This is a genomic window from Cellulosimicrobium sp. EB106-03-01-XG111, assembly GCF_058792115.1.
In genome coordinates this window covers 32200-56227 of sequence record NZ_JBYTEQ010000017.1, presented here as the reverse complement: position 1 = coordinate 56227, position 24028 = coordinate 32200, and the positions used below count along the sequence as shown (strand labels likewise).

General features: G+C 74.1%; 25 protein-coding genes. 6 read left to right on the top strand and 19 right to left on the bottom strand.

What is annotated here, in order from left to right; translation table 11 throughout:
- Positions 1–115: 115 nt before the first annotated feature.
- The 12 genes from AC3WT4_RS14015 to AC3WT4_RS13960 all read right to left on the bottom strand — a co-directional run bounded on the left by AC3WT4_RS14015 (position 116) and on the right by AC3WT4_RS13960 (position 11507).
- On the bottom strand, positions 116–604 hold the full coding sequence (locus AC3WT4_RS14015) for a hypothetical protein (protein ID WP_074808599.1): 489 nt from the start codon (positions 602–604) through the stop codon (positions 116–118).
- A gap of 31 nt (positions 605–635) precedes the next feature.
- A complete protein-coding gene (locus tag AC3WT4_RS14010) occupies positions 636–998 on the bottom strand; it encodes a response regulator (RefSeq protein WP_021482435.1) in 363 nt (120 codons plus the stop codon).
- Entirely contained in the window at positions 995–1465 is a 471-nt protein-coding gene (locus AC3WT4_RS14005) for a chemotaxis protein CheX (protein WP_492315723.1), read from the bottom strand. Before AC3WT4_RS14005 ends, AC3WT4_RS14010 begins: the two co-directional genes overlap by 4 nt.
- Positions 1462–1845, bottom strand: coding sequence for a response regulator (locus AC3WT4_RS14000; protein WP_074808593.1), 384 nt, complete (start codon positions 1843–1845; stop codon positions 1462–1464). Before AC3WT4_RS14000 ends, AC3WT4_RS14005 begins: the two co-directional genes overlap by 4 nt.
- Entirely contained in the window at positions 1842–2654 is an 813-nt protein-coding gene (locus tag AC3WT4_RS13995) for a CheR family methyltransferase (protein WP_492315722.1), read from the bottom strand. The genes AC3WT4_RS14000 and AC3WT4_RS13995 overlap by 4 nt, the downstream gene beginning before the upstream one ends.
- Positions 2651–3703 carry a protein-glutamate methylesterase/protein-glutamine glutaminase gene (locus AC3WT4_RS13990; protein ID WP_074808590.1) on the bottom strand — a complete coding sequence of 351 codons (1053 nt, stop codon included), beginning with the start codon at positions 3701–3703 and terminating at the stop codon, positions 2651–2653. Before AC3WT4_RS13990 ends, AC3WT4_RS13995 begins: the two co-directional genes overlap by 4 nt.
- Positions 3704–3767: 64 nt before the next feature.
- Positions 3768–5375, bottom strand: coding sequence for a methyl-accepting chemotaxis protein (locus tag AC3WT4_RS13985; protein WP_400111030.1), 1608 nt, complete (start codon positions 5373–5375; stop codon positions 3768–3770).
- Positions 5376–5430: 55 nt separating this feature from the next.
- Entirely contained in the window at positions 5431–7044 is a 1614-nt protein-coding gene (locus AC3WT4_RS13980; RefSeq protein ID WP_492315721.1) for a methyl-accepting chemotaxis protein, read from the bottom strand.
- Between the two features lie 55 nt (positions 7045–7099).
- Positions 7100–7513 (bottom strand): chemotaxis protein CheW, encoded by a 414-nt coding sequence (locus tag AC3WT4_RS13975; RefSeq protein WP_043660141.1) that lies wholly within the window; start codon positions 7511–7513, stop codon positions 7100–7102.
- A complete protein-coding gene (locus AC3WT4_RS13970) occupies positions 7510–9801 on the bottom strand; it encodes a chemotaxis protein CheW (protein ID WP_492315745.1) in 2292 nt (763 codons plus the stop codon). The genes AC3WT4_RS13975 and AC3WT4_RS13970 overlap by 4 nt, the downstream gene beginning before the upstream one ends.
- Before the next feature lie 181 nt (positions 9802–9982).
- On the bottom strand, positions 9983–10198 hold the full coding sequence (locus tag AC3WT4_RS13965; RefSeq protein WP_043653789.1) for a hypothetical protein: 216 nt from the start codon (positions 10196–10198) through the stop codon (positions 9983–9985).
- A 52-nt stretch (positions 10199–10250) separates the two neighbouring features.
- Positions 10251–11507, bottom strand: a complete 1257-nt coding sequence (locus AC3WT4_RS13960; protein ID WP_492315720.1) for a hypothetical protein — start codon at positions 11505–11507, stop codon at positions 10251–10253.
- A gap of 162 nt (positions 11508–11669) precedes the next feature.
- On the opposite strand from AC3WT4_RS13960, the gene AC3WT4_RS13955 reads away from it, so the two are divergent.
- Positions 11670–12740: a hypothetical protein gene (locus tag AC3WT4_RS13955; RefSeq protein ID WP_400111037.1), complete on the top strand. Its 1071-nt coding sequence runs from the start codon at positions 11670–11672 to the stop codon at positions 12738–12740.
- Between the two features lie 21 nt (positions 12741–12761).
- On the opposite strand, the gene AC3WT4_RS13950 is transcribed toward AC3WT4_RS13955, so the two are convergent.
- Complete coding sequence (locus tag AC3WT4_RS13950) at positions 12762–14261, bottom strand: helix-turn-helix domain-containing protein (protein WP_492315719.1); 1500 nt, start codon at positions 14259–14261, stop codon at positions 12762–12764.
- Between the two features lie 117 nt (positions 14262–14378).
- Here AC3WT4_RS13950 and AC3WT4_RS13945 point away from each other — a divergent pair, with 117 nt between their 5' ends.
- Positions 14379–16319 carry a phosphoenolpyruvate carboxykinase (GTP) gene (locus AC3WT4_RS13945; protein ID WP_492315718.1) on the top strand — a complete coding sequence of 647 codons (1941 nt, stop codon included), beginning with the start codon at positions 14379–14381 and terminating at the stop codon, positions 16317–16319.
- A gap of 39 nt (positions 16320–16358) precedes the next feature.
- Positions 16359–17024, top strand: a complete 666-nt coding sequence (locus tag AC3WT4_RS13940; protein ID WP_492315717.1) for a class I SAM-dependent methyltransferase — start codon at positions 16359–16361, stop codon at positions 17022–17024.
- Here the strand turns inward: AC3WT4_RS13940 and trpS are convergent.
- Positions 17018–18151, bottom strand: coding sequence for a tryptophan--tRNA ligase (gene trpS / locus AC3WT4_RS13935; RefSeq protein ID WP_492315716.1), 1134 nt, complete (start codon positions 18149–18151; stop codon positions 17018–17020). The two genes, AC3WT4_RS13940 and trpS, sit on opposite strands and share 7 nt — an antisense overlap.
- A gap of 207 nt (positions 18152–18358) precedes the next feature.
- On the opposite strand from trpS, the gene AC3WT4_RS13930 reads away from it, so the two are divergent.
- Positions 18359–19231 (top strand): SMP-30/gluconolactonase/LRE family protein, encoded by an 873-nt coding sequence (locus tag AC3WT4_RS13930; protein WP_492315715.1) that lies wholly within the window; start codon positions 18359–18361, stop codon positions 19229–19231.
- Positions 19232–19247: 16 nt separating this feature from the next.
- Here AC3WT4_RS13930 and AC3WT4_RS13925 read toward each other — a convergent pair whose 3' ends face one another.
- Complete coding sequence (locus tag AC3WT4_RS13925; protein WP_492315714.1) at positions 19248–20102, bottom strand: fumarylacetoacetate hydrolase family protein; 855 nt, start codon at positions 20100–20102, stop codon at positions 19248–19250.
- Between the two features lie 38 nt (positions 20103–20140).
- Positions 20141–21145: a C-terminal binding protein gene (locus AC3WT4_RS13920; RefSeq protein ID WP_108048980.1), complete on the bottom strand. Its 1005-nt coding sequence runs from the start codon at positions 21143–21145 to the stop codon at positions 20141–20143.
- Between the two features lie 70 nt (positions 21146–21215).
- Here AC3WT4_RS13920 and AC3WT4_RS13915 point away from each other — a divergent pair, with 70 nt between their 5' ends.
- Positions 21216–22028 (top strand): SDR family NAD(P)-dependent oxidoreductase, encoded by an 813-nt coding sequence (locus AC3WT4_RS13915; RefSeq protein ID WP_492315713.1) that lies wholly within the window; start codon positions 21216–21218, stop codon positions 22026–22028.
- 56 nt (positions 22029–22084) lie between these two features.
- Positions 22085–22417 carry a nuclear transport factor 2 family protein gene (locus AC3WT4_RS13910; RefSeq protein WP_257416454.1) on the top strand — a complete coding sequence of 111 codons (333 nt, stop codon included), beginning with the start codon at positions 22085–22087 and terminating at the stop codon, positions 22415–22417.
- Between the two features lie 28 nt (positions 22418–22445).
- Here AC3WT4_RS13910 and AC3WT4_RS13905 read toward each other — a convergent pair whose 3' ends face one another.
- From AC3WT4_RS13905 to AC3WT4_RS13895, 3 genes are all read right to left on the bottom strand, one after another.
- Positions 22446–22703 carry a type II toxin-antitoxin system RelE family toxin gene (locus tag AC3WT4_RS13905; RefSeq protein WP_257416453.1) on the bottom strand — a complete coding sequence of 86 codons (258 nt, stop codon included), beginning with the start codon at positions 22701–22703 and terminating at the stop codon, positions 22446–22448.
- Entirely contained in the window at positions 22700–22963 is a 264-nt protein-coding gene (locus tag AC3WT4_RS13900) for a type II toxin-antitoxin system Phd/YefM family antitoxin (protein ID WP_257416452.1), read from the bottom strand. The genes AC3WT4_RS13905 and AC3WT4_RS13900 overlap by 4 nt, the downstream gene beginning before the upstream one ends.
- Before the next feature lie 240 nt (positions 22964–23203).
- Complete coding sequence (locus AC3WT4_RS13895; RefSeq protein ID WP_492315712.1) at positions 23204–24019, bottom strand: SDR family NAD(P)-dependent oxidoreductase; 816 nt, start codon at positions 24017–24019, stop codon at positions 23204–23206.
- Between the last annotated feature and the right edge of the window lie 9 nt (positions 24020–24028).

The window sequence follows — 24028 nt, the reverse complement described above, 5'->3', positions numbered from 1 at the left end:
CTCACGGCACCGGGGTGGCTGTCCGTCGTCGGCCCGGGCCGGGCCGACGACGAGAGGCCGGGCCCGGGGCATGCGCCCCTGGCCCGGCCTCCGCGCGGGTCGGTCCCGGTCGTCGTCAGGCGAGGACGACCGTCAGCGCCCCGCCGCCGTAGCCCGCGATGTCGATCTCCGCGTCGAGGCGGCGACCGGTGCTGCGCAGGAACGACACGGGTGCGCCCGGGAGCGGCCCGCGGGTCGAGTCGAACACCTCGGCGAGCTTGAGGTGCGGCGCACCCTCGGCGTTGAAGAGGGCGGCCGTGACGTTGAGGACCTCGGACAGGTTCTCGAGCAGGACGTCGCTCAGCGCGCCGTCGGCCGCCGCGTCCTGGGCGGGACCGGGCGGCACGAGGCCGATCGAGGCGCCGAGGTGGGCGCCGAGCGGGACGTCGACGGCGACGACCGCCTCGACCTGCGCCCGGTGGCTGACGTAGGTCGCGGCGATGACGCCCGGCCTCGTCTCGGGGGTCAGGAGCGCGCTCGCACGCACGGCCGTGCACCCGCGGCCGACCAGTCCCGCGTACAGGTCGCGGATCTCCTTGAGCTCGGGCAGGGGGGTCGTGGTCACAGGGGGTTCCTCCGGAGGGACGTGCGTCGGGTCAGCGGACGTGCGGACGCAGGACGTCCTCGAACGTGTCCGCGTCGAACGGCTTGGCGATGAGGAACAGGGCGCCCTCGGCGTCCGCGAGCTCGCGCATCTGCGGCGAGCCCTCGGACGTGACGAAGCCGAAGGGCACGGTCGACCCCGCGGCGCGCAGCGCGCGCAGGACGTCGATGCCGTTCATCTCCGGCATGTTCCAGTCGGACAGCACGAGGTCCGGCTGCTCCGCCTGGGTGAGGGCGAGCGCCTCGGCACCGTCCCCGGCCTGCAGGATCTCCCAGTCCTTGAACCCCGCCTGACGCAGGGTCCGGACGACGATCTGCCGCATCACGCGGCTGTCGTCCGCGACGACGACTCTCACAGCTGTTCTCCGTCCTTCGAGGTCCACAACGAGATGACGAGGGGTTCGCCGCGCCACAGCAGCGCCTGCGTGTGGTCGGCCGCCCGTGCGACCGCCGGCCCCGTGGTGTCGACCACGGGCAGGGTGAGCGACGAGCCGCCGTCGAGCATGCCCTTGAGGTTGCCGCCGACGACGTTGGCGACCTCGCCGAGCGCATCGCGCACGTCGTCGAGGCTCACGGTCTCGCCGTCGTCCAGCTGGAGGAGCGCGCGCGCGATCCGGTCCGCGGTCGGGCGGGCGGTCACGACGAGCGTGCGCCACGACGTCGGGCCGACGATGTCGACCCACGCGTGCACGGGGTCGGCGATCGGCGCCCCGAGGGCGTCGACGGGCTCGAGCAGGCCCGGCTCGCCGTCGACCATGGCGGCGAAGAGGTCCTGGGCGATGGGCAGGACGCTCTGGGTGAGCGTGTCCCGGGTGTCGATCATGCGAGCTCCTTGGTCGGCAGGAGCCCGAGCATGTCGAGCTTGCCCATGAGTGCGTCCGGCGTGAACGGCTTGATGAGGTACTCGTGGGCCCCGGCGGCGAGCGCGCGCACGATGCGCGACTGCTCGGACTCCGTGGTGATCATCACGAGCGTGAGGTCGCGCCACTCGCGGCGCGCGCGGACGGCCTGCACGAACTGCAGCCCGTCCATCACCGGCATGTTCCAGTCGACGCACGCGAGGTCGAAGCGCTCGCCCGCCTCGAGCAGGTCGAGCGCCTGGCGTCCGTCACCCGCCTCGGCGGTCTCGAAGCCGAGATCCCTCAGCGTCGTGGCGACGATGCGGCGCATCACGCGGGCGTCGTCGATGATCAGCGCTCTCATGCGCTGCCTCCTCGGAGTCGGTAGATGGAGCCCTGCGTGACGTCGACCCGTTCCCACGCGGGATCGACGCCGACGGTGGTCTCGGCGGCCCCCAGCAGGAGGAAGCCGCCCGGCCGCACCCGGCTGCGGAGCCGGGCGAGGATCGACTGCTTGGTCGGCATGTCGAAGTAGATGAGCACGTTGCGCAGGAAGACGATGTCGAACATCCGCGGCCCGGGCGGGGCCGTGAGCAGGTTGTGCTGCTGGAACGTGAGGTTCTCCCGCAGCGCCGGGTCGACCTCCCACTCGGCGCCCACGCGCCGGAAGTTGCGCACGAGCATGGGCGCGGGCAGGCCGCGGTTGATCTCGAGCTGGCTGTACCGGCCCGTCCGGGCCCGCTCGACGACCCGCGCGTTGATGTCCGTCGCGAGGATCCGGTAGCTCCGTACCCGCTCCTCGCGCAGGACCATCGCGATGCTGTACGGCTCCTGGCCGGTCGAGCACGCCGCGGACCAGATGCTGAGGTCCGCGCCCGCGAGCTCCGGCAGGATCGCTCGGCGCAGCGCGGTGAACGGCGAGGTGTCGCGGAACCAGGACGTCTCGTTGGTCGTCATGGCCTCGACGACGCGCACGGTCTCCGCCGGGGAGCCGCCCCGCAGGTAGCGGCGGACGTAGCTGTCGACGGCGTCGGGACCCTGCAGGCCCTTCTCGCGCGCGAGCGGCCCGAGCCGGGCCTCGACGAGGTACTCCTTGCCCGGCGCGAGCTGGATCGCGCTGTGCTTGCGGACCAGGTCGCTCACGTACGCGAACGACTGGGTGGAGACGGTCATGCGTGCGCTCCTTCGGCCGCGCCGACGACGGCGCGCGCGACCTGGTCGAGGGGAAGGACCGCGTGGGCGTGCCCCGCGGTCGTGACGGCTCCCGGCATGCCCCAGACGACCGAGCTCTCCTCGTCCTGGGCCAGCACGTGGCCGCCGGCGCGGGCGATCTCGCCCGCGCCGTCGCGGCCGTCGGACCCCATCCCCGTGAGGACGACGGCGAGCAGGTCGCCGCCCAGCGTGCGGACCGCGGAGCGGAACAGGACGTCGACGGCGGGCCGCGTGAAGTTCACCGGGGGCCCGTCCGTGACGAGGGTCGTCAGGTCCGCGCCCTGGCGGGCGAGCTCGAGGTGCCGGCCGCCGGGCGCGAGGTACGCGTGGCCGGGCCGGAGCACCTCGCCCCCGGCGGCCTCGACCACCGTGGTGGGGCCCGCGCGGTCGAGGCGCTCGGCCAGCTGGCGGGTGAAGACCGGCGGCATGTGCTGGACCACGAGCATCGGGACCGGCAGGGGCGTGGTCAACGACGACAGCACCGTCCGCAGCGCCTCCGGCCCTCCGGTGGAGGAGCCGACGACGACCGCGCGCACGGGTCGTGCCGGGGCGGGGCGGCGGGCCGGGGCCGCCGTCCGGGCGCTCCTCGCTGCCGGGACGCCGGGAGCGCGCGGGACGAGCGCCTTGATCTTGGGCGTGAGCTCCTGGCCGACGCGCTCGAGCGCCGTCTGGACCGAGCCGCTGCCGCTCGGCTTGGTGACGTAGTCCGTGGCGCCGGCCGTCAGGGCGTCGAGGGTCGCGGACGCCCCGCGCTCCGTGAGCGTCGAGAACATGACGACGGGCATGCGCCGGCCGGCCGCGCGGAGCGCCCGCACCGTCTCGATGCCGTCCATGACGGGCATCTCGATGTCGAGGGTGACGACGTCGGGGTCGAGCTGCTCGACCTTCGCGAGGGCGAGGCGGCCGTCGGCCGCCGTGCCGACGACGGTGATGTCGGGGTCCCGGTCGAGCGTCTGCGCGACGAGGCGGCGGATCACGACGGAGTCGTCGACGACGAGCACGCGGATCACCGTCGGCCTCCTCGGGCGCGGCACGCGCCGGCCGCGCGGGGTGTGGGCGTCATGGTCGGCGGTCTCAGAGCCGGAACCGCGAGACCTGGGCGTCGAGCTGCTCCGAGACGTGGGCGAGCTCGCCGACCGCGACGTTGAGCTGCTCCATCGACCGGGCGCTCTCCCGCGCGCCGGCGGCGATGCCGGTGATGTTGCCCGCGATCTCGCTCGACCCCGTCGCCGCCTCCTGCACCCCCCGCGACATCTCGTTCGTCGTCGCCGTCTGCTCCTCCACCGCCGACGCGATCGTCAGCTGGTAGTCGTTGATCCGCCCGATGATGTCCGCGATCTCCCCGATCGCCTCCACCGCACCCACCGTGTCCCCCTGGATCGCCTCCACCCGACGCGCGATGTCCTCCGTCGCCTTCGCCGTCTCCTGCGCCAGCTCCTTCACCTCGCTGGCCACCACCGCGAACCCCTTGCCCGCCTCACCCGCACGAGCCGCCTCGATCGTCGCGTTCAACGCCAACAAGTTCGTCTGCTCCGCGATCGACGTGATCACCTTGATCACGTCACCGATCTCCTGCGACGACGTCCCCAGCTTCTGCACCGTCTCGTTCGTCGCCGCAGCCCGCTCCGTGGCCTTGTTCGCCACCTTCGCCGCCTCGTTCGAGTTCTGCGCGATCTCCCGGATCGAAGCCCCCATCTCCTCCGCACCCGCAGCCACCGTCTGCACGTTCTGCGACACCTGCTCCGCCGCCGACGCCACCACACCCGACTGCGCCGCCGTCTCGTCCGACGACGCCGAGAACTGCGCACCCGCCGCAGACAGCTGCTCCGTCGCCGCAGCCACCGCCTCCGACGTCCCCGCCACCTCCGCGATGATCCCCCGCAAGTTCTCCTGCGCACTCGTCAACGCCGCAGCCATCTGCCCCAGCTCGTCACGACCCACCACCTCGGCCCGCACCGTCAGGTCACCGTCGCCCAGCGCCGTCAGGCTCCTCGACACGGCCCTGATCCGCAGGGCGATCCCGCGCGCCACGACGTAGGACAGCGCGGTCGCCGCGAGGGCGCCGAGCACCGCGACGAGGATCGTGGCGAGCAGCGCCCGTCCCGCGAGCGTGTCCGTCTCCTCGGCGAGCACCGCCGCCTCCTCGCCCTGGGACGCCGTCTCGACCTGCATCGCGTCCATGACGCCCGTCGTGAGGGGCCGGACGGTGTCGTCGAAGTACGCGGCGAAGCCCGCGGTGTCGCCCGCGTCGGCGAGCGGGAAGAGCTCGCCCTCGGCGGCCGCGTAGTACGCGTCCAGGGCGGCGACGAGCGCGTCGACGTCGGTCTGGCTCACCGCCTGGGGACGGTACGCCTCGATCTGGGCGTCCAGGTCGGCCTTGCGCTCCACCAGCTCGTCGAGGAGGCTCGCCCGGGTCTCCGCGTCCGCGATCCCGTACTGGATGACGCGGGCGCGGTCGCCCTGGAAGGCGCGCTGGATCTCCGTGAGCTGCTGCAGCGGCGTGACGTTGCTGCGGTACATCTCGTCGGCGTCCGAGCGCAGCTGGCGCATCGAGACGAGCGCGACGGTCGTGATGACGACGGTCACCACCACCATCACGAGGACCGACGTGAGGATCTTGACGAGGACGGGGCGGTCCCCCCACAGGCGTCGGGGCGCGTCCTGCTGCTGGTTCGTGGGCATCGTGGTCGTCTCTCTGCGTGGGTGCGCGGGTGCGTGGGGGTCAGGGGTCAGGGGGTCAGTAGGTGAACCGGGAGGCGCGGCTGCGGAGCTCGGCGGCCATGCGGGCGAGCTCGGCGATCGAGCCGTTCATCTGCTCGACGGCCTCCGCCGTCGACGACGCGCCGGCGGCGATGCCGGTGATGTTGCCCGCGATCTCGCTCGACCCCGTCGCCGCCTCCTGCACCCCCCGCGACATCTCGTTCGTCGTCGCCGTCTGCTCCTCCACCGCCGACGCGATCGTCAGCTGGTAGTCGTTGATCCGCCCGATGATGTCCGCGATCTCCCCGATCGCCTCCACCGCACCCACCGTGTCCCCCTGGATCGCCTCCACCCGACGCGCGATGTCCTCCGTCGCCTTCGCCGTCTCCTGCGCCAGCTCCTTCACCTCGCTGGCCACCACCGCGAACCCCTTGCCCGCCTCACCCGCACGAGCCGCCTCGATCGTCGCGTTCAACGCCAACAAGTTCGTCTGCTCCGCGATCGACGTGATCACCTTGATCACGTCACCGATCTCCTGCGACGACGTCCCCAGCTTCTGCACCGTCTCGTTCGTCGCCGCAGCCCGCTCCGTGGCCTTGTTCGCCACCTTCGCCGCCTCGTTCGAGTTCTGCGCGATCTCCCGGATCGAAGCCCCCATCTCCTCCGCACCCGCAGCCACCGTCTGCACGTTCTGCGACACCTGCTCCGCCGCCGACGCCACCACACCCGACTGCGCCGCCGTCTCGTCCGACGACGCCGAGAACTGCGCACCCGCCGCAGACAGCTGCTCCGTCGCCGCAGCCACCGCCTCCGACGTCCCCGCCACCTCCGCGATGATCCCCCGCAAGTTCTCCTGCGCACTCGTCAACGCCGCAGCCATCTGCCCCAGCTCGTCACGGGCCTCCACCTGCGCCCGCACGGTGAGGTCGCCCGAGGCGAGGGCGCCGAGCGCGTGCTGCACCGTGCCGGCGGAGCGCCGGATGCCGTTCGCGACGCGCACGCCCACGACGACCGCGAGCAGGAGCCCGACGGCGGCGACGACGATCATGAGGAGGAACGCCCGCGTGGCCTTCGCCGCGGCGTCGTCCGCGACGGTGTCGAGGTAGGCGTACACCGCGTCGCCGGACGCCGCCAGCGAGGTCCGGTACGACGCGATGATCTCGTCGTTGGCCGCCTGGATCTCGGGCGTCACCGCCTTGGCCTCCACGGCAGGCATGAGCGTCGCGTCGCGGAAGGCGAGCCACTCGGCCCAGCTCTCCTTGAACGCGTTCCAGTTCGGCTCGTCCACCCCGTCGGCGGACAGCACCGCGTCGATCACGCCGATCTGCTCCTCGACGAGGGCGTCCGTCGCGGCCATCTGCTCCACGGTCTGCTCGCGGGCCTCGCCCTGGACGATGTCGTACTGGTAGGTGAGCCGCCACGCCTCCTGGGCACCGTGGTCCACCTCCGCGTTGCTGCGCAGGAGCGAGCTCGCCACGCTCGCGACCGACGCCGTGTCGTCGGACGTCGACCGCAGGCTCTGCAGGGCGAAGGCCACGACGAGGACGAGCACGACGGCGAGCACGCCGAGCGCGGTGAGGATCTTCGTGCGGACGGAGAAGTCGGCGAAGCGACGCCGGCGCGTGGGCCGGGGGGTCTCGAGCGTGGACATCGGTGGCTCCTGAGGGGACGAGGGTCGAGAAGAGGGAAGGGCGAGCCCGGCGGGCTCAGGACGCCGCGGCGTCGACGTCGAGCGCGAGCAGCAGCCGGTCGGGGAGCTTGTACGCGCCGCGGATCACGGCGCGCAGCTCCTCGGGGAGCGTCTGGGGCGGCGTCTCGAACTGGTCGGCGTCGACCTCGAGCACGTCGCCGATCGTGTCGACGAGCAGGCTCACGGTCTCGTCGCCGACGAAGACGACGACCATCATCTGGTCCGCGTCGTGGGCCGCCATGCCGAGGCGACGCCGCAGGTCGACGGAGAGCACGACCTGCCCGCGGAGGTTGACGAGGCCCCCGACGTCGTCGGGCGCGAGCGGCACGCGCGTCCGGGCCCGACCCGGCAGGACCTCCTGGACCCGGTCGACGGGGATCCCGCACAGCCGGTCGGCCAGCGTGAACGTCACGAGCTGCTGCGTGGTCATCGGGCACCTGCCAGCGACAGGTCGGCGGCCGTCGCGTCGTCGAAGGGGTCGAGGTCGTCGTAGAAGCCGGGGTCCGCCGCCTGGACGGCGCTGCGGACGTCGAGCAGCTCCGTGACGCGGTCCTTGAGGACGGTCGACCCCGTGAGCCCGTGGCCGTCGATGTCGCTGCGCCGGCGCGCGTCGTCCTCGACGATGTCGAAGATCTCCGTGACCGCCATCGCGATGCTGCGCCCCGCGCGGGTGTACACGACGATGTCGAGCTCGTCCGCGGGCGGGCCGCCCGCCGCCCCCAGGAGCTGGTCGAGCCGCACGAGCGGCAGCAGCGCGCCGCGGTACTGGAGCACCTCGCGCGAGCCGACCTGCTCGATCGTCTCGGAGCGGATCCGTTCGAGCCGCGTCACCGCGGAGAGCGGGATCGCCACGCGGCGGTCCCCCGCCCCGACGACGAGCATCTGCTCGACGGTCGCGACGCTCTCCGTCGTGTCCTGCGCGTACGCGCGGGCCAGGTCCGCGGCGTCGGACGTGAGCACCTTGCGGGCGATCGCCTGGAGATCGAGGATGAGCGCCACCCCGCCGTCGCCGAGCACCGTCGCGCCGGAGTACATGCCGATCTGCTTGAGCCGGTTCGCGAGCGCCTTGACGACGATCTCCTCCATGTTGAGGACGCGGTCGACGATCACGCCGAAGCGCTGGTCGTCCGCCTCGACGACCGCGATGACACGGCCCTCGGACTCCGGGTCGAGCCCGAGCACCTCGGAGAGCGACAGCAGCGGCAGCAGCGTGCCCCGCAGCCGGAAGACGGGCGCGGTGCCGACGTGCTCGATCTCGCCGTGCTGGTCGCCGAGGGCGACGAGCTCGAGGAGGCTGACCTGCGGGATCGCGTAGACCGCCCCGCAGCACATCACCGTGAGCGCGGGCATGATCGCGAGCGTCAGCGGGATCCGCATGCGCCACGTCGTCCCGGTCCCGACCGTCGACTCGACGTCGACCGAGCCGCCGATGGCCTCGATGTTCGTGCGCACGACGTCCATCCCGACGCCGCGCCCGGACACGTTGGTGACCTTCGCGGCCGTCGAGAAGCCGGGCAGGAACAGCAGGTCCAGCAGCTCGGACGGGGCCATCGCGGCGACGTCGCCCGCGGTCCGCAGCCCCTTGGCCACGGCGGTGCGCCCGACCTTCTCGGGGTCGATGCCCGCGCCGTCGTCCGTGATCTCGACGACGACCTGGCCGTTCGAGTGGTAGGCGCGCAGCGTCACGAGCCCCTGGGGCCGCTTGCCGGCGCGGCGCCGGTCCTCGGGCGCCTCGATCCCGTGGTCGACGGCGTTGCGCACCAGGTGCGTCAGCGGGTCCTTCACCGCCTCGAGCAGGGAGCGGTCGAGCTCGGTGTCGCCACCCGTCATCTCGATCCGGACGTCGCGACCGAGCATCTTCGCGAGGTCGCGCACGACGCGCGGCATCTTGGACCACACGTGCTCGATCGGCTGCATGCGCGTCTTCATGACGCCCTCCTGCAGCTCGGACGCGATGAGGCTGAGGCGCTGCGCAGAGCGCTTGGTCTCCTGGTCCTCGCCCGCTCCGGCGATCCGGTCGATCTGGTTGCGCACCAGCACGAGCTCGCCGACCTGCCGCATGAGCGTGTCGAGGAGGTCGACGTCCACCCGGATCGAGCCGTCCGCGGCGTTGCGGGTGTGCGGCTCGGGCTCGGGTGCCGGCTCGGGCGCGGGCGCCGGTCCGACGGCGGGCGCGGGCGCCGGCTCGACGGCGGGCGGTGCCGCGACGGGCGCGGGGGCGAGGTCGGGCGCGGCTGTGCCGTCCGGTCCGAGGACGGGCGTGGGCTCCGGGTCGGTCTCGGGGGCGACGTCGTGCGCGACGTCGGTCGAGGCATCGGTCGCGACGTCCGGCTCCGGTGCCGCCGTACCGTCCTGGACGGCCACGATCCGCGCGACCATCGGGTCGACGTCGAGGTCGTCCCCGACGCCGGACTCGACCTTCGCGAGGATGGCGCGCAAGGTGTCGACGAGGGCGAGCAGGACGTCCGCCGTCAGCTGGTCCATCGCCCGCTCGCCGTCGCGCAGCTCCGACAGGAGCGACTCGCCCACGTGGGACACGCGCTCGAGGTTGCCGAACCCGAGGAAGCCGCTCGTGCCCTTGATCGTGTGCACCGTGCGGAAGATGCTGCTCAGCAGCGCGCGCGACGACGGGTCGCTCTCGAGCGCCACGAGGTCCTGGTCGAGCTGGTCGAGGTTCTCGTAGGACTCGACCAGGAACTCGTGGACGATCTCGTCCATCTCGTCCACGTCCGTACCTCCCCGCCATGTCTGGCGTGCGTCTGTCTCGTCGCCGGTCTCCGGCGTGCGGACCGGGTACCCCCGCGGGTGCCCGGGTGGCCGACCCGTTCGGCACGGGCGGTCATCGCGCACTGTCGGTACGCGGTGCCGCGTCGTGGGGCGCGGGTCGTCCTGGGTGGTGTCAGGCGGTCGCCTTCTGCGCGGCGCGGTTCACGAGCCCCGCGGCCTCCGGGCGCGTCATGCCCTGCAGGACGAGCTCCTCGACCAGCGAGGCGATGAGCTCGTGCACGTCGCGCGGGTTGAGCGGCGAGCCGGAGCGGCGCCGGGCGAGCTCCTTGTTCAGCGGGGCGCAGCGCTCCGCGATGGTCGTGCGCGGGCGTGCCGGGACGGCGGCCATGGGGTCTCCTCTCGGTGCCTCGCGGGCGAGGCGCGTCGGTGGTCGTGAGGTCCTATGCGACGAGCGACCGCTTCTGGCCACCCGTGCGTGCCGCGGCGACCAGGTCCGCGAGCGCGCGGCGCACGGCGAGCGGCGTCGCACCCAGGGGGGCGCCGGGCAGGGCCGCGGCCGCCGTCAGGGCGTCGAGGTACCGCGCCGCGTCGCGCGTCGACTCGCCGGACCCGTGGTCGGGGTCCCACGCGGAGCGCGCCTCGTGCTCGTGCTCGAGGAAGACGGCGGTGAGCTCGGTCACCCAGGCGGCGTCCGTACCGCAGCCCGCGACGGCCTGCTTGACGGCGACGCGGGTGCGGGAGACGGCGGGCCGGCCGGGCCGCGCGCGGTCGGCGAGCGCGTCGCGGACGAGGAGGTGCGCGATCCGCGCGCCGTACTCGTGGTCGGCGACGGTCTGCAGCCGGTCGCGGTCGAACGCCGCCCAGAGCCGGCCGAGCAGGACCGCACGGCGCTCGTCGGTCGGGGCGAGGAGCCCGACGACGGAGCGCAGGGCGAGGTCCTCGTCCTCCTCGACCCACCCGAGCATCCGGGCGCGCGCGTCCGGGTCGAGCGGACGGTCCAGCTCGGGCAGGTCGAACGCCTCCCGGATCGCGCCCGCGTCGATCTGGGTGCGGAGCACGCCACGCTGCCGCGCGGCCGCGCTCACGTGCGTCTCGTAGAGCTGCTCGAGCTGCGCGGAGCGGCCCGCGTCGACGACATCCGTCGCGGGGTCGGGGACGACCGGGAGCTCGTGCAGGAGGCCCGCGAGCCGGCCCTCGTCGTCGACGGTGCCCTCCAGCAGGTCGGTCGACACGATCTGCCCCACCCGGCGCGCGCTGCGGACGCTGCGCAGGAGCGTGCGGTGCATGAGCGTGTAGTCGCCGAGCGCCTGGCGGATCGAGCCGGCCGCGCTCGCGCCGTCGGCGAACACCTCGAGGTCGAAGAACTTGGTGCCGTTGCGCCCCGTCGAGTCGCCGGCCGCGCCGTCGGCGCTCGGGAGGTCGAGGAGCTTGCGGGTGTAGAAGTCGACGGCCGCCTCGACCATGTCGTCGTGCAGGAACCGCGCGACGTCGTGCCGGTGGCAGTACCGCAGCGTCTCGGACGGGATGATCCCGGTCCGGAAGACGGCCTCGAAGACCGCCATGCGCGCCTCGCGCTCGGGGAGCGTCCCGGAGCGCACGCGCAGCGCGAGGTCGGTGGTGAGGCGGTCGAGCTCGTCGCTCGCGCGGTCGTGGGTACGGGGGGCGGGGACGTCGGTGGCGACGGTCGAGGTGTGCATGGCGAGGGTGTGTGCGGCGCCCGCGCGAAAATCGGCCGCTCGCAGCCCCACGGCGACGTGATGTCCGTCACACTCGCCCGCGCGTGGTTCGAGGTCGTGCGCGCAGGTTGGCGCGCGCCCCCGCCGCATAGGCGTGGAGACCACCACGACGAGAGGACCCCTGTGGAGCACAGACGCCGGACGTTCGACGCCGGACCGGGAGCGGGCCTCCTGCTCCCCGCGTCCGCGATCGAGACGGTGGCCCGCCTGCACCGCTGGCAGGCGTTCGCCGGCCTGGCCGACGGCGAGCTGCTGCTCTCGCCCCTGTCCGCGTCACCGCTCCCCCTGCCGTGGACCGTGCCCGCGGGCCGGCGACGGTGGGCGACGGTGCGCCCCGAGGCGATGTGGCACCCGCTCCTCTGGCTGCCCGAGCGCCTGAGCACGCCGCGGGTCCTGCGCGACCCGGTGACGGGCGAGACGTGGGGCGAGACCTACGACGAGTGGGCGCTGCGCGTCGTGCTCGAGCTCACCGAGGCGAGCCCGGTGACCCTCGACGGGCAGGAGTGGGTCCTGCTGCACGACCCGGCGCACGACCGGTTCGTGCGCCCCGTCGGACCGGAGGACCACGACCTCGTGCCGCTCTTCGACGCACGGACCGGGACCTGGCTCGACGTGCTGTCGACCGTGGGGCTCGACGTCGACGACCCCGCGGACGTGGCGCGGGTCGAGGCGTGGCTCGCCGGCGGGGCCGACGCCGCGCTCGACGCGGTGGACCTCGACCGGCACCTGCGGGCCGACGGGCGCGACCCGGCGTGGTCGCTCGACCGGGTGCACCGGCCCCTCGCCGGGCCGGGCGAGTCCCGGACCTACGTCGAGGACCTGCGCGACGCGTCGTCGGCCCTCGTGGCCCGCGAGCTCGGCGAGCGCGCGGCCCGCCTGGGGCGCGGCCGGGCGGCCGCGCGCGAGCTCGGCCGGCAGGTCGGCACGCTCGCGCGCATCGCGTCGACGCTGCTCTCCCCGCGCGAGCTCGTCGCCGAGGACCTCGGGCTGGCGCTGTCGCTCGTCACGGCGAGCGCCGAGCGCGCGACGACGCGGCGGGCCGCGCTCGACGCCGTCGCGGACCTGCGCATGGTGCTCGGCCCGGTCGCGCAGGCGGCGGCCGTCGGGCTCGACCGCGTCGCGCTGCGGTCGGAGATCGAGACGGCGCAGGTGCACCGGCAGGTCGCGACGCTCTCGGGCCGGACGGTCGCCTGAGCGCGCTCGCCCGGCGTCCGGTCAGGCGTCCCGCGGGGCGTGCTTGGCGAGGAACGCGTAGACCTCCGTCGCGTCGACGCCGGGGAAGGCGCCGCTCGGGAGCGCGGAGAGCACGTGCTGGTGCATCCGCGCGCTGGGCCACGACGCGTCCTCCCAGCGCGCGGCCGCGTCCGCGGCCGGGCGACGGCAGCACGACTCGTCCGGGCACGACGACTGCCGCCGCACCGTCGTGTCGCGGCCGCGGAACCACTTCGCCGAGGCGAACGGCACCCCGACGGCGATGGAGAACTGGCCGGACGTCGTCGTGCCGGTCTGGGTGGAGCACCAGAACGTGCCCGCGGGCGTGTCCGTGTACTGGTACGACTCCTGCGCGCGGTCGCGGCGCGTGAACGCCTCGCGGGCGGCCCACTTGCGGCACACCATCTGGCCCTCGATCGAGCCCGTGACGTCGGCGGGCAGGGGCAGGCCGTCGTTCTCGTAGCCGCGGAACAGGGCGCCGTCGTCGCCGACGCGCAGGAAGTGCAGCGGGATGCCGAGGTGCACGGTCGCGAGGTTCGTGAAGCGCTGCGCGGCGGCCTCGTGGGTCACGCCGAACGCGTCGCGCAGGTCCTCCACGGCGAGGTCCTTCTCCCGCTTGCGCCGTTCCAGGAAGTCGACGGCCGCGGTCTGCGGGATGAGGCAGCACGCGGCGAAGTACGTGATCTCGACGCGCTGGCGCAGGAACTCGGCGTAGGAGCGCGGCCGCTCGTGCCCGAGCACGCGGTGCGCGATGGCCTGGAGGGCGAGCGAGCGCAGGCCGTGGCCGCCGGGGATCGACGCGGGCGGCAGGTAGATGCGCCCGTTCTCCAGGTCGGTGACGGTGCGCGTCGAGTGCGGCAGGTCGTCGACGTGCCAGATGGTGAAGCCGAGCTGCTCGGCCATGCGCGCGACGGTGCGGTGGGTGAGCGCGCCGACGGTGTACCCGGCCTTGCGCGTCATCTCCTCGGCGAGCGCCTCGATCTCCGGGTAGTAGTTGTCGCGCGCCTGGCGCTCGAGGCGCAGCTCGGTGTTGGCGCGGCGCGCCTCCTCGGGGGTCGCGACGGCCTCGGTCGCGCGGCGCTGGAGCTCGGCGTGCAGGCCCACGAGGTTCTCCAGCACCGGCAGGGGCAGCTTCTGGCTCGCCTTCACGGCGGGCAGCCCGAGACCCGCGAACAGGGGGCCGCGCTGGGCGCGGTCGAGCGCGATCTCCAGCGCGGCGCGGCGCGACGGCGGCTCGTCCGTGAGCAGGTCGGTGACCGGCACGTCGAGCGCCTGGGCGAGCTGCTGGAGGAGCGACAGCCGCGGCTCGCGGCGCCCGTTCTCGATCATCGACAGCAGGCTCGGCGCAGTGCCCACGGCCTCGCCGAGCGCGTCGAGGGTGAGGCCGCGCGCGGTGCGGAAGTGCCGCACGCGCCGGCCGAGCGTGATGAGGTCCGCCTGGGCCGCGGACGGCTGGGGCTCGGGGCAGTCCCCGGGGCGGCTGGACGACGTCGTGCTGGCCATGGCTTGACAGTACGTCAAGATCGGCGAATCTTCACAGCGTCCTGGTTCGAAATTCGCGCCGGTTCCGCGTGAGGCTGGAGGCACAGCACCGCCCACCCGCCGAGCGAGGAGAACCCCATGACCACCGCCGCAGGCCCCCGCCAGACCCGCCGCACCCGCCAGGCCGCGCTGCTCGACGACGTCGAGACCGACCTCGCCGGGCTGTCGACGGACCGGTCGCCGGGGCAGCGAGGCGACACGGCCGACCCTCGTCCGCGCGACGCGCGCGCCTGGGTGCGGGAGATCGCGACCCTCACCGAGCCGGACGCGATCGTCTGGTGCGACGGCTCCGCGGCGGAGAAGCAGCGCCTGACCGACCTCCTCGTGGACGCCGGGACGCTCCTGCCCCTCGACCCCGAGCTGCGCCCCGGGAGCTACCTCGCGCGCTCCGACCCGAGCGACGTCGCGCGCGTCGAGTCGCGCACGTTCATCTGCTCGCGCGACGAGGTCGACGCCGGCCCGACCAACAACTGGCGCGAGCCGGAGGCCATGCGCGTCGAGCTCCGCGGCGTGTTCGAGGGCTCGATGCGCGGCCGCACGATGTACGTCGTGCCGTTCTCGATGGGCCCGGTGGGCGGCCCCATCTCCCAGGTCGGCATCCAGGTCACCGACTCGCCGTACGTCGTCGTCAGCATGGGGATCATGACGCGCGTCGGGACCGCCGTCATGGACCTCATCGACGCCGGTGCCGCGTTCGTCCCGGCCGTGCACTCGGTGGGCGCGCCGCTCGTCGACGACACCGGGGCGGTCTCCGAGGACGTGCCGTGGCCGTGCAACGACACGAAGTACATCGTCCACTTCCCCGAGACGCGCGAGATCTGGTCGTACGGCTCCGGGTACGGCGGCAACGCCCTCCTCGGCAAGAAGTGCTTCGCGCTGCGCATCGCGTCCGCGATGGCGCGCGACGAGGGCTGGCTCGCCGAGCACATGCTGCTCATCCGCGCGACGTCGCCCGAGGGCCGGGCCTACCACCTCGCCGCGGCCTTCCCGTCCGCGTGCGGCAAGACCAACCTCGCGATGCTGCGACCGACGATCCCCGGCTGGACCGTCGAGACCATCGGCGACGACATCGCGTGGCTGCGCCCCGGCCCCGACGGCCGCCTGCGCGCGATCAACCCCGAGGCCGGCTTCTTCGGCGTCGCGCCCGGCACCGGCGTCGAGACCAACCCCGCCGCCGTCGAGACGTTCGCGCGCGACACGATCTTCACGAACGTCGCGCTCACCGACGACGGCGACGTCTGGTGGGAGGGCCTGACCCCCGAGCCGCCCGCGCACCTGATCGACTGGACCGGCCAGGACTGGACGCCCGACGCCGACCGACCCGCCGCGCACCCGAACTCGCGGTTCACCGTCTCCGCCGCGCAGTGCCCGACGATCGCCGACTCCTGGGAGGACCCCGACGGCGTCCCGATCGACGCGATCGTGTTCGGCGGGCGCCGCGCGACCAACGTCCCGCTCGTCGCGCAGGCGTACGGCTGGGAGCACGGCGTCTTCATGGGCGCCACCATCTCCTCCGAGCAGACCGCCGCCGCCGAGGGCACCGTCGGCGCGCTGCGCCGCGACCCGTTCGCGATGCTGCCCTTCTGCGGCTACAACATGGCCGACCACTGGGCGCACTGGCTCCGCGTCGGCGCCTCCCTCGACCCCGAGAAGCGCCCCAAGATCTTCCAGGTCAACTGGTTCCGCAAGGACGCCGGCGGTCGGTTCCTCTGGCCCGGGTTCGGCGAGAACGCGCGCGTCGTCGCGTGGATCGCGGCACAGGTCGACCGCTCGCGCGGCGTCCGCACCGACAGCGGCGCCGTGAAGAGCCCCGTCGGCCTGCTCCCCGCGCCCGGCGCGCTCGAGCTCGGCGGCCTCGACCTGGACGACGCCGACCTCGACGCCCTGTTCGACGTCTCGCCCGAGCAGTGGCTCGCCGAGGCCGAGCTGACCGCCGAGTTCTTCGACACCTTCGGCAACCGCGTGCCCGACGAGCTCTGGGCGCAGCTCGCGCGGCTGCGGGACCGGCTGGGCGCTTGACCGCGTGCGCCCGGGCCGGGCGCGGCTAGTGTCGGTCGCATGGTCGAACGACGCCCCTGGCAGTCCGAGGCCGACCTGCTGGGCAGGGCGGACGACGCCCACCCGACGGCCTGGTTCGAGCAGCTCTGGGCGTCCGCGGCGAGCGGCACCGTGACGACACCGTGGGAGCACGACGACCCGCACCCCGCGCTGGTGGAGCGGGTCGTCGCCCCGCCGGACGGGGAGCACCGCACGGCGGTCGTCGTCGGGTGCGGGCTCGGCGCCGACGCGGAGCACCTGTCCCGGCTCGGCTACGTCACGACCGCGTTCGACGTCGCGCCGTCCGCGGTCGCCGCCGCGCGCGACCGTCGTCCCGGGTCGGCGGTGACGTACACCGTCGGCGACCTGCTCGACCTGCCCGCTGCGTGGCGCCGGGCCTTCGACCTGGTCGTCGAGGTCTACACGGTCCAGGCCGTGCACCGGGTCGTCCGCGCCGAGCTCACCGCCGGAGTGCGCTCCCTCGTCGCGCCGGGCGGCACGCTCCTCGTGATCCAGGCCGTCGCCGACGAGCCCGACGACGACGGGCCGCCCTGGCCCCTCACCCGAGCCGAGATCGACGCGTTCGGCCAGGACGGGCTCGTCGCCGTCTCGGTCGAGCGGCTGGACCGGCCCGCGCCGGGCGGGCGCGGCCTGTGGCGCGCGGAGCTCCGCCGGGCGGATCAGTAGGCGGTGCCCATGAGCTCGCGGACCTCGGCCAGGGTGCGCTCGGCGGTCGCGTTCGCGCGGGCGTTGCCCTCGCGCAGCACGTCGAGCGGGTCGGGCCCGTCGCCCGCGGCGAGGGCACGACGGCGCGCCCGCAGGGGGCGCAGGTGCTCGACGAGCGCCTCGGTCACCACCTGCTTGAGCCGGCCCGCCCCGGCGGCACCGACCTCGTCCGCGAGGGCCTCGGGCGTCGTCCCGGCGGCGAACGCGCCCAGCGTGAGGAGGTTCGCGACCTCGGGCCGACGCTCGGGCTCGTACGTGACGTGCCGCTCGGAGTCGGTGCGGTGGCGGCGGACGAACCGCGCGGTGGCGTCCTCGTCGTCGCGCAGCTCGAGCGCGTTGCCCGCGGACTTGCTCATCTTGCGCCCGTCGGTGCCGAGCACGGTGGGCGCGGGGGCGAGCAGGACGTCCGGCTCGGGGAAGTACGGCTGCGCGGCGGCGTAGCGCTGGTTGAAGCGTCGTGCGACGGTGCGCGTGAGCTCGACGTGCGGGAGCTGGTCCTGCCCGCCGGGCACGAGGTTGCCGTGGCAGAACAGGATGTCGGCCGCCTGGTGCACGGGGTAGGTGAAGAGCAGGCCGCTCATGGGTCGGCCCTGCCGTGCGGCGGCCGCGACGGCCTCGGCCTTGACGGTCGGGTTCCGCTCGATCTCGGCGGTCGTGACGAGGCTGAGGAACGGCAGCAGGAGCTGGTTGAGCGCCGGGACCGCGGAGTGGGCGAAGACCGTCGTGCGGGCGGGGTCGATCCCGGCCGCGAGGTAGTCGAGGACGATTTCGCGCACGGTGGCGCGCAGGTCTCCCGCGTCGTCGCGGTCGGTGATGACCTGGTAGTCGGCGACGACGAGCACGACCTCGACGCCGTCGTCCTGCAGCCGGACGCGGTTCGCGAGGGTGCCGAGGTAGTGCCCGAGGTGCAGCGCGCCCGTCGGGCGGTCGCCGGTGAGGACGCGGAAGCCGGACGGGTCGGTCGCGAGCCGGGCCTCGATCTGCGCGGACCGCTCGCGGGCCGCCGCGACGGACGCGGTCGACGCCGACGGCCCGGAGGGCGTCGCGGACGGGAGGGCCGACGGCGCGGGGTCGAGGGTCGTGGTCATGGTGCTCTCCTTCGCAAGGAGCCACGCACCACGCCCGGTCGAGGACCGGACCGGCCCGGACATGACGACGTCCCGGCTGCGGCGCGCAGCTCGGGACGTGGGCAGGACTGGTCACGGCTGCGGAGGCAGCCACCACCAGCTCTGCGTGATCATGCGTCCACCCTACGCCCGCCGCGCGGGGCGACGGCCCTCGGTGAGAATGGTCGGATGCCTGAGATCTCCGTCGAGAACGTCACCGGTCCCGTCGCCTACCACGCGGAGGGTCCGGTGTGGTGGCCGGGCTGGGGCGGCCTGCGGTACGTGGACATGCTCGCGGGCGACCTCCTCACGCTCCGGCCCGACGGCGGCGTCGACCGCCTGCACGTGGGCGACCACGCGGCCGTGGTGCGGCCGCGGACCGGGGGCGGGTTCGTCGTCGGGCTCGCGCGGTCGGTCGCGGTGGCGGACGGCGACGACGCTCCGGTCCGCCCGCTCGCGACGCTCGTCGACGACCCGACGGTCCGCCTCAACGAGGGGGCGGCGGCGCCCGACGGCGCGTTCTACGTGGGCGGCCAGGCCGAGGGCGAGCGCACGAGCGCGCTGTACCGGGTGGAGGCGGACGGGTCGGCGCGCGTCGTGCTCGACGGCGTCGAGGTGTCGAACGGGCTCGGGTTCTCGCCGGACGGCTCGCGGGCCTACTACGTCGACTCGGCGACGCGGCGGATCGACGTGCTCGACGTCGTGCCCGCCGCGGAGGACCCGCGCGGGCTCGTGCGGCGCCGCCCGTTCGTGGCGATCGACCCCGACGACGGCCTGCCGGACGGCCTCACGGTCGACGCGGAGGGCGGCGTCTGGGTGGCGCTGTGGGGCGGCGGCGCGGTCCGGCGCTACTCCCCCGACGGCACGCTCGACGCCGTCGTCCCGCTCCCGGTGTCGCAGGTGAGCGCGTGCACGTTCGGCGGCGACGAGCTCGACCGGCTGTTCGTCACGACGTCGCGCCAGGGGCTGGACGACCCCGACGCGGACGAGGCCGCGTCGGGGTCGCTGTTCGTGGCGGACCCGGGGGTCCGGGGCCTCCCGGCCCTGCCGTTCGCGGGCTGAGCGGCCCCGCAGGTCGTCAGCGGACGGCGTCGCGCACGCGCTGCTCCGCGCGGCCCAGGCCGTCGATCTCGAGCGCGACGACGTCGCCCGACCGCAGGTAGGGGAAGCGCCCGGACAGGGCGACTCCCTGCGGGGTGCCGGTGTTGATGAGGTCGCCCGGCTCGAGGACCATGTACTGCGACAGGTGGTGCACGAGGTACGCGACGTCGAAGATCATGTCGGCCGTCGACGAGTCCTGGCGGGGCTCGCCGTTGACCCAGGACCGGAGCCCGAGGTTCTGGACGTCCACCTCGTCGGCGGGGACGAGCCACGGGCCGAGCGGGTTGAACGTCTCGCAGCTCTTGCCCTTCGACCACTGCCCGCCGGAGACCTTCATCTGGTAGTCGCGCTCGGAGACGTCGTGCGACAGGACGTAGCCCGCGACGTGGTCGAGCGCCTCCTCCGGGGACGACAGGTAGCGGGCCCGACGGCCGATCACGACGCCGAGCTCGACCTCCCAGTCGACCGTCGTCGCGCCGGGCGGCACGAGCACGTCGTCGTGCGGGCCGACGACCGTGTTCGAGTGCTTCCAGAAGACGATCGGGACGTCGGGCGGCGTCGAGCCGGACTCGGCGGCGTGCTCGGCGTAGTTCATCCCGATGCAGACGACGGCGGTGGGCCGGGCGACGGGCGCGCCGACGCGCAGCTCGTCCGCGCCGTCGAGCACGGGCAGCGCGCCCGCGGCGAGCGCCGCACGGACCCGGCCGACGCCGTCGGCCGCGAGGAACGCGCCGTCGATGTCGCGGGTGAGCGGGTCGAGGGAGTACACGACCCCGTCCTCGCGGACGGCGGGACGCTCCTGGCCGAGGGGGCCGAGTCGGACGAGCTGCACGGGTGGGTCTCCTAGGTCGGGGCGGGTGGCGCGGGTCCTCAGGCGAGGGCGCGCGCGTGGTCCGGGTTGACGATCGACGGCACGGGGCGGCCCGCGAGGAAGTCGACGGCGTTGCGCGCGGTGTGCACGGGGAGGTCCTGCATGGCCTCGGGCGAGAACCACGCGGCGTGCGGGGTGAGCAGCACGTTGTCCAGGGTGCGCAGGCGCGAGTCGGCGGGCAGCGGCTCGGTCGCGTAGACGTCGAGCGCGGCCGAGCCCACGTGGCCGGACGCGAGCGCGTCGGCGAGCGCGTCCTCGTCGATGAGCGGCCCGCGGCACGTGTTGACGACCCGCACGCCGGGCTTCGCGGCCGCGAGGGTGCGGGCGTCGAGCAGGTGGCGCGTCGACTCGGTGAGCGGCGCGTGCAGCGTGATGACGTCGGCGCGCGCGACGGCCTCGTCGATCCCCACTGCCTCGTGCCCGTCGGACGCCACGGCCTGCGGGTCGACGAACGGGTCGTGCACGAGCACGCGGTAGCCGAGCGCGCGGGCGGAGCGCGCGACCTCGGAGCCGATCCGCCCGTACCCGATGACGGCGACGACGGTGCTGGACAGGCGCGCGGCGTGCTGCGCCGTCGGGGCCCACGTGCCGGCGCGCAGCGCGCGGTCGTAGGCGACGAGGCCGCGGTCGAGCGTGAGGATCATCGCGACCGTGTGGCTCGCGACCTCCTCGATGCAGTAGGTCGGGGTGTTCGCGACGGCGACGCCGCGCTCCGTGGCGGCCGCGACGTCGACCATGTCGTAGCCGATGCCCATGCGCGAGACCATGCGCACCCCGCCCGGGCCGGCGACGGCGTCGAGCACGCGGGCCGTGATCGGGGCCCACTGCACGACGAGCGCGGAGGGCGCGGACCCGCTCGCGGCGGCCTCCTCGACGGCGGCGATCACCTCGTCCTCGGTGCGCGCGGCGGCGCGCACGGCCCGCAGCCCGGCGGCGGTCAGGGTGTCCTCGCACGCGGTCCCGGGCAGGTCGCAGTCGGTGATGACGACGGTGTCGGCTGTCATGCGAGGAATGCTATAGCAAATAGCACCCTCGACCAACCCTCGGGCCGGTCGGATGCTATAGCGTGGGCTCATGACCCTTGCCCCGGACGGCGCCCGTCGCCGCCTCGCCCTCGTCACCGGCGCCAGCTCCGGCATCGGCGCCGCCACCGCCCTCCAGCTCGCGCGCGACGGGCACGACGTCTGGCTCACGTACACCGGCGGCGAGGCCGGCGCGCGCGCCACCGCCGCCCGGTGCGAGGCGGAGGGCGCCGCGACGCGCGTCTCGCGCCTCGACCTGCGCGACACCGCGTCCGTCGAGGCGCTCGTCGCCGAGGTGACCGACGCGTGGGGGCGCCTCGACGTGCTCGTCAACAACGGCGGCGTGTGCCCCTACCGCGCGCTCGACGACATCGAGCTCGACGAGTGGGACCTCGTCATGGAGACGAACGCGCGCGGCACGTTCGTGATGTCGCGCGCCGCGCTCCCGCTGCTGCGCGCGCGCCGTCCGTCGCCCACCGGGGCCACGGTCACGCCGGACGAGCGGGCCGCGCGCGACCGCGCGATCGTCAACCTCTCGTCCATCGCGGGCGAGCAGGGCGCGCTGAAGACCGGCGTGCACTACGCCGCGAGCAAGGCCGCGATCCTCGCGATCACGCGCTCCTTCGCGCGCATCCTCGCGAGCGAGGGCATCCGCGTGAACGCCGTGACCCCCGGCCCCGTGACGAGCGCCATCACCGACCAGCTCGCCCCCGACGCCCGCGCCGGGCTCACCGCGTCCATCCCCCTCGGGGACTTCGGCACGCCCGACGACGTCGCCTGGGTCGTCGCGTCCCTCGCCTCCCCGCGCGCCGGGTTCGTCACCGGCGCGACGTACGACGTCAACGGCGGCGTCCGGATCGACTGACGCCGGTCCACCGGCCCGCCCCGACACTCGCCCACCCCCTGCCCGAGGAGGCACCCATGAGCACGTCCCCGTCCGCCGTCGTCACCGCCCAGGTCGACGCCTTCAACGTCCGCGACCTCGACGGCTTCTGCGCGACCTACGCGCCCGACGCCGTCGTGAGCGGCGTGACCCCCGAGCCGATCGTCGGCCGCGACGCCCTGCGCGCGTTCTACGCGAGCCGGTTCGAGGACCCGGCGCTGCACTGCGTCATCGACGCGTCCGTGACCTTCGGCGACCGCTGGCTCGTCGCGCGCGAGCTCGTCACGACGTCGAACGGCACCGGCGAGACCATCGCGACGTTCGAGGTCCGCGACGGTCTCATCACCCGCGCGAGCATGGTCAAGGGCTGACGCCGGGGCCTCGACCTCGTCGCGAGGTCTACCGGTAGACGTCGCGACGATGTCCCACCGCGACGACAAAGACAAGGAGCACGCCGTCGTCGATCGAGTAGACGACTCGGTAGTCGCCGGTGCGCACCCGCCACAGGTCGCCCTCGCCCACCAGCTTCTTCGCTCCGGCCGGGCGGGGCTCCTCCGCGAGAATCTCGATGGCCGCCTGGACGCGACGTCGCGCCGACGGGTCGAGCTTCTTCAGTTGCCGGACGGCGGCGGGCGCGACCTCGATACGGTGCGTCATGCGAGGCCGAGGTCGGCCTTGACCTGCTCCCACGGGACAGCGCCCCCCGCGTCGTCCAGCTCGTCGCGCGCAGCCTGCGCGGCGCGGAGGTCCGCCAGATCCTCGGCGGCCTCGATCAGGCGGTCGAGGTCGTCCGCGTCGATCACGGCGGCCACCCGACGGCCGCGGCGCGTGAGGTAGACCGGGTCGTGCCCGACGCGCGCCTCGTCGACCACGTCCGCGAGACGAGCGCGCGCCTCAGTCACCGTCAGTTCGCTCATCCCGTCACACTAGCGTCGAGATCGCTGAAATGTACATCTCCGCCAGAATGCTGCAGACGCTCCCTGGGCTACCCGGTGGGCCGACGTTCCAGCCCGGCGGCTCCGTGGGCCCTCCGCTCGGTCGCCGCAGCGAAGACGGACGAGAGGCGAGAAATGGCCCCTGTCGCCGGCCTGCCAGGGGCCACAACTCACTTCTCGCGGCGACGCTGCGGGGGCTCGTCGGGTTTCCTGTACCCCAGGTCAGGTGAGGCCGTACCGCGCGTCGAGGTCGGGGTCGTGGGGCGGGTTGCCGAACGACGCGGTCCAGCCGCCGTCGGCCGCGATCGACTGGCCGGAGACGTAGCCCGCCTCGTCGGACAGCAGGAACGCGACGAGGGCGGCGATCTCCGCGGACTCGGCGATGCGGCCGAGCGGCGGACCCTCGGCGAGCGCCCGCTCCTCGGCGGCCGGGTCGGCGGCGCGGGCGATCTGCGCGTCGAGGTGCGGGGTGCGCACCCCGCCCGGCGCGACGGTGTTGGCGCGGATGCCGTACCGCCCGTACGTCACGGCGACGGAGCGCGCGAGCGCGTCGATGCCGCCCTTCGTCAGCTCGTAGGCGGCGTGGTCGGCGAACGCCGCGCGGCCGTGGATCGAGCCGATGTTGACGATCGACCCCCCGCTCACCTGGTCGGTGAAGGCCTCGACGGCGGCGGCGCAGCCCCAGAGGTAGCCGAGACCGTTGATCTCGACGACGTCGCGCGCGTCCTGCTCGACCTGCGCCGCCCGCTCCGGGTCGGCGAGCGCGTGCAGCGGCGTGCGGACGGTGATGCCCGCGTTGTTCACCCACCCGGCGAGCGGTGCGAGGTCGCGCGCGGCCCGCGCGGCCTCGCGGTGGGTCTCGCGGTCACGCGAGTCCCCCAGCACGACGCCGGCGCACACCCCCTCCTCGACCGTCCCCGAGCCGGGGGTGCGCTCCAGCCCGACGACGGTCCACCCGTCGGCGGTGAGGCGCGCGGCCACGGCGCGGCCGATGCCCTTGCCGCTGCCGGTGACGACGACGCTGCGCTGCTTGCTCACGGGTCCAGC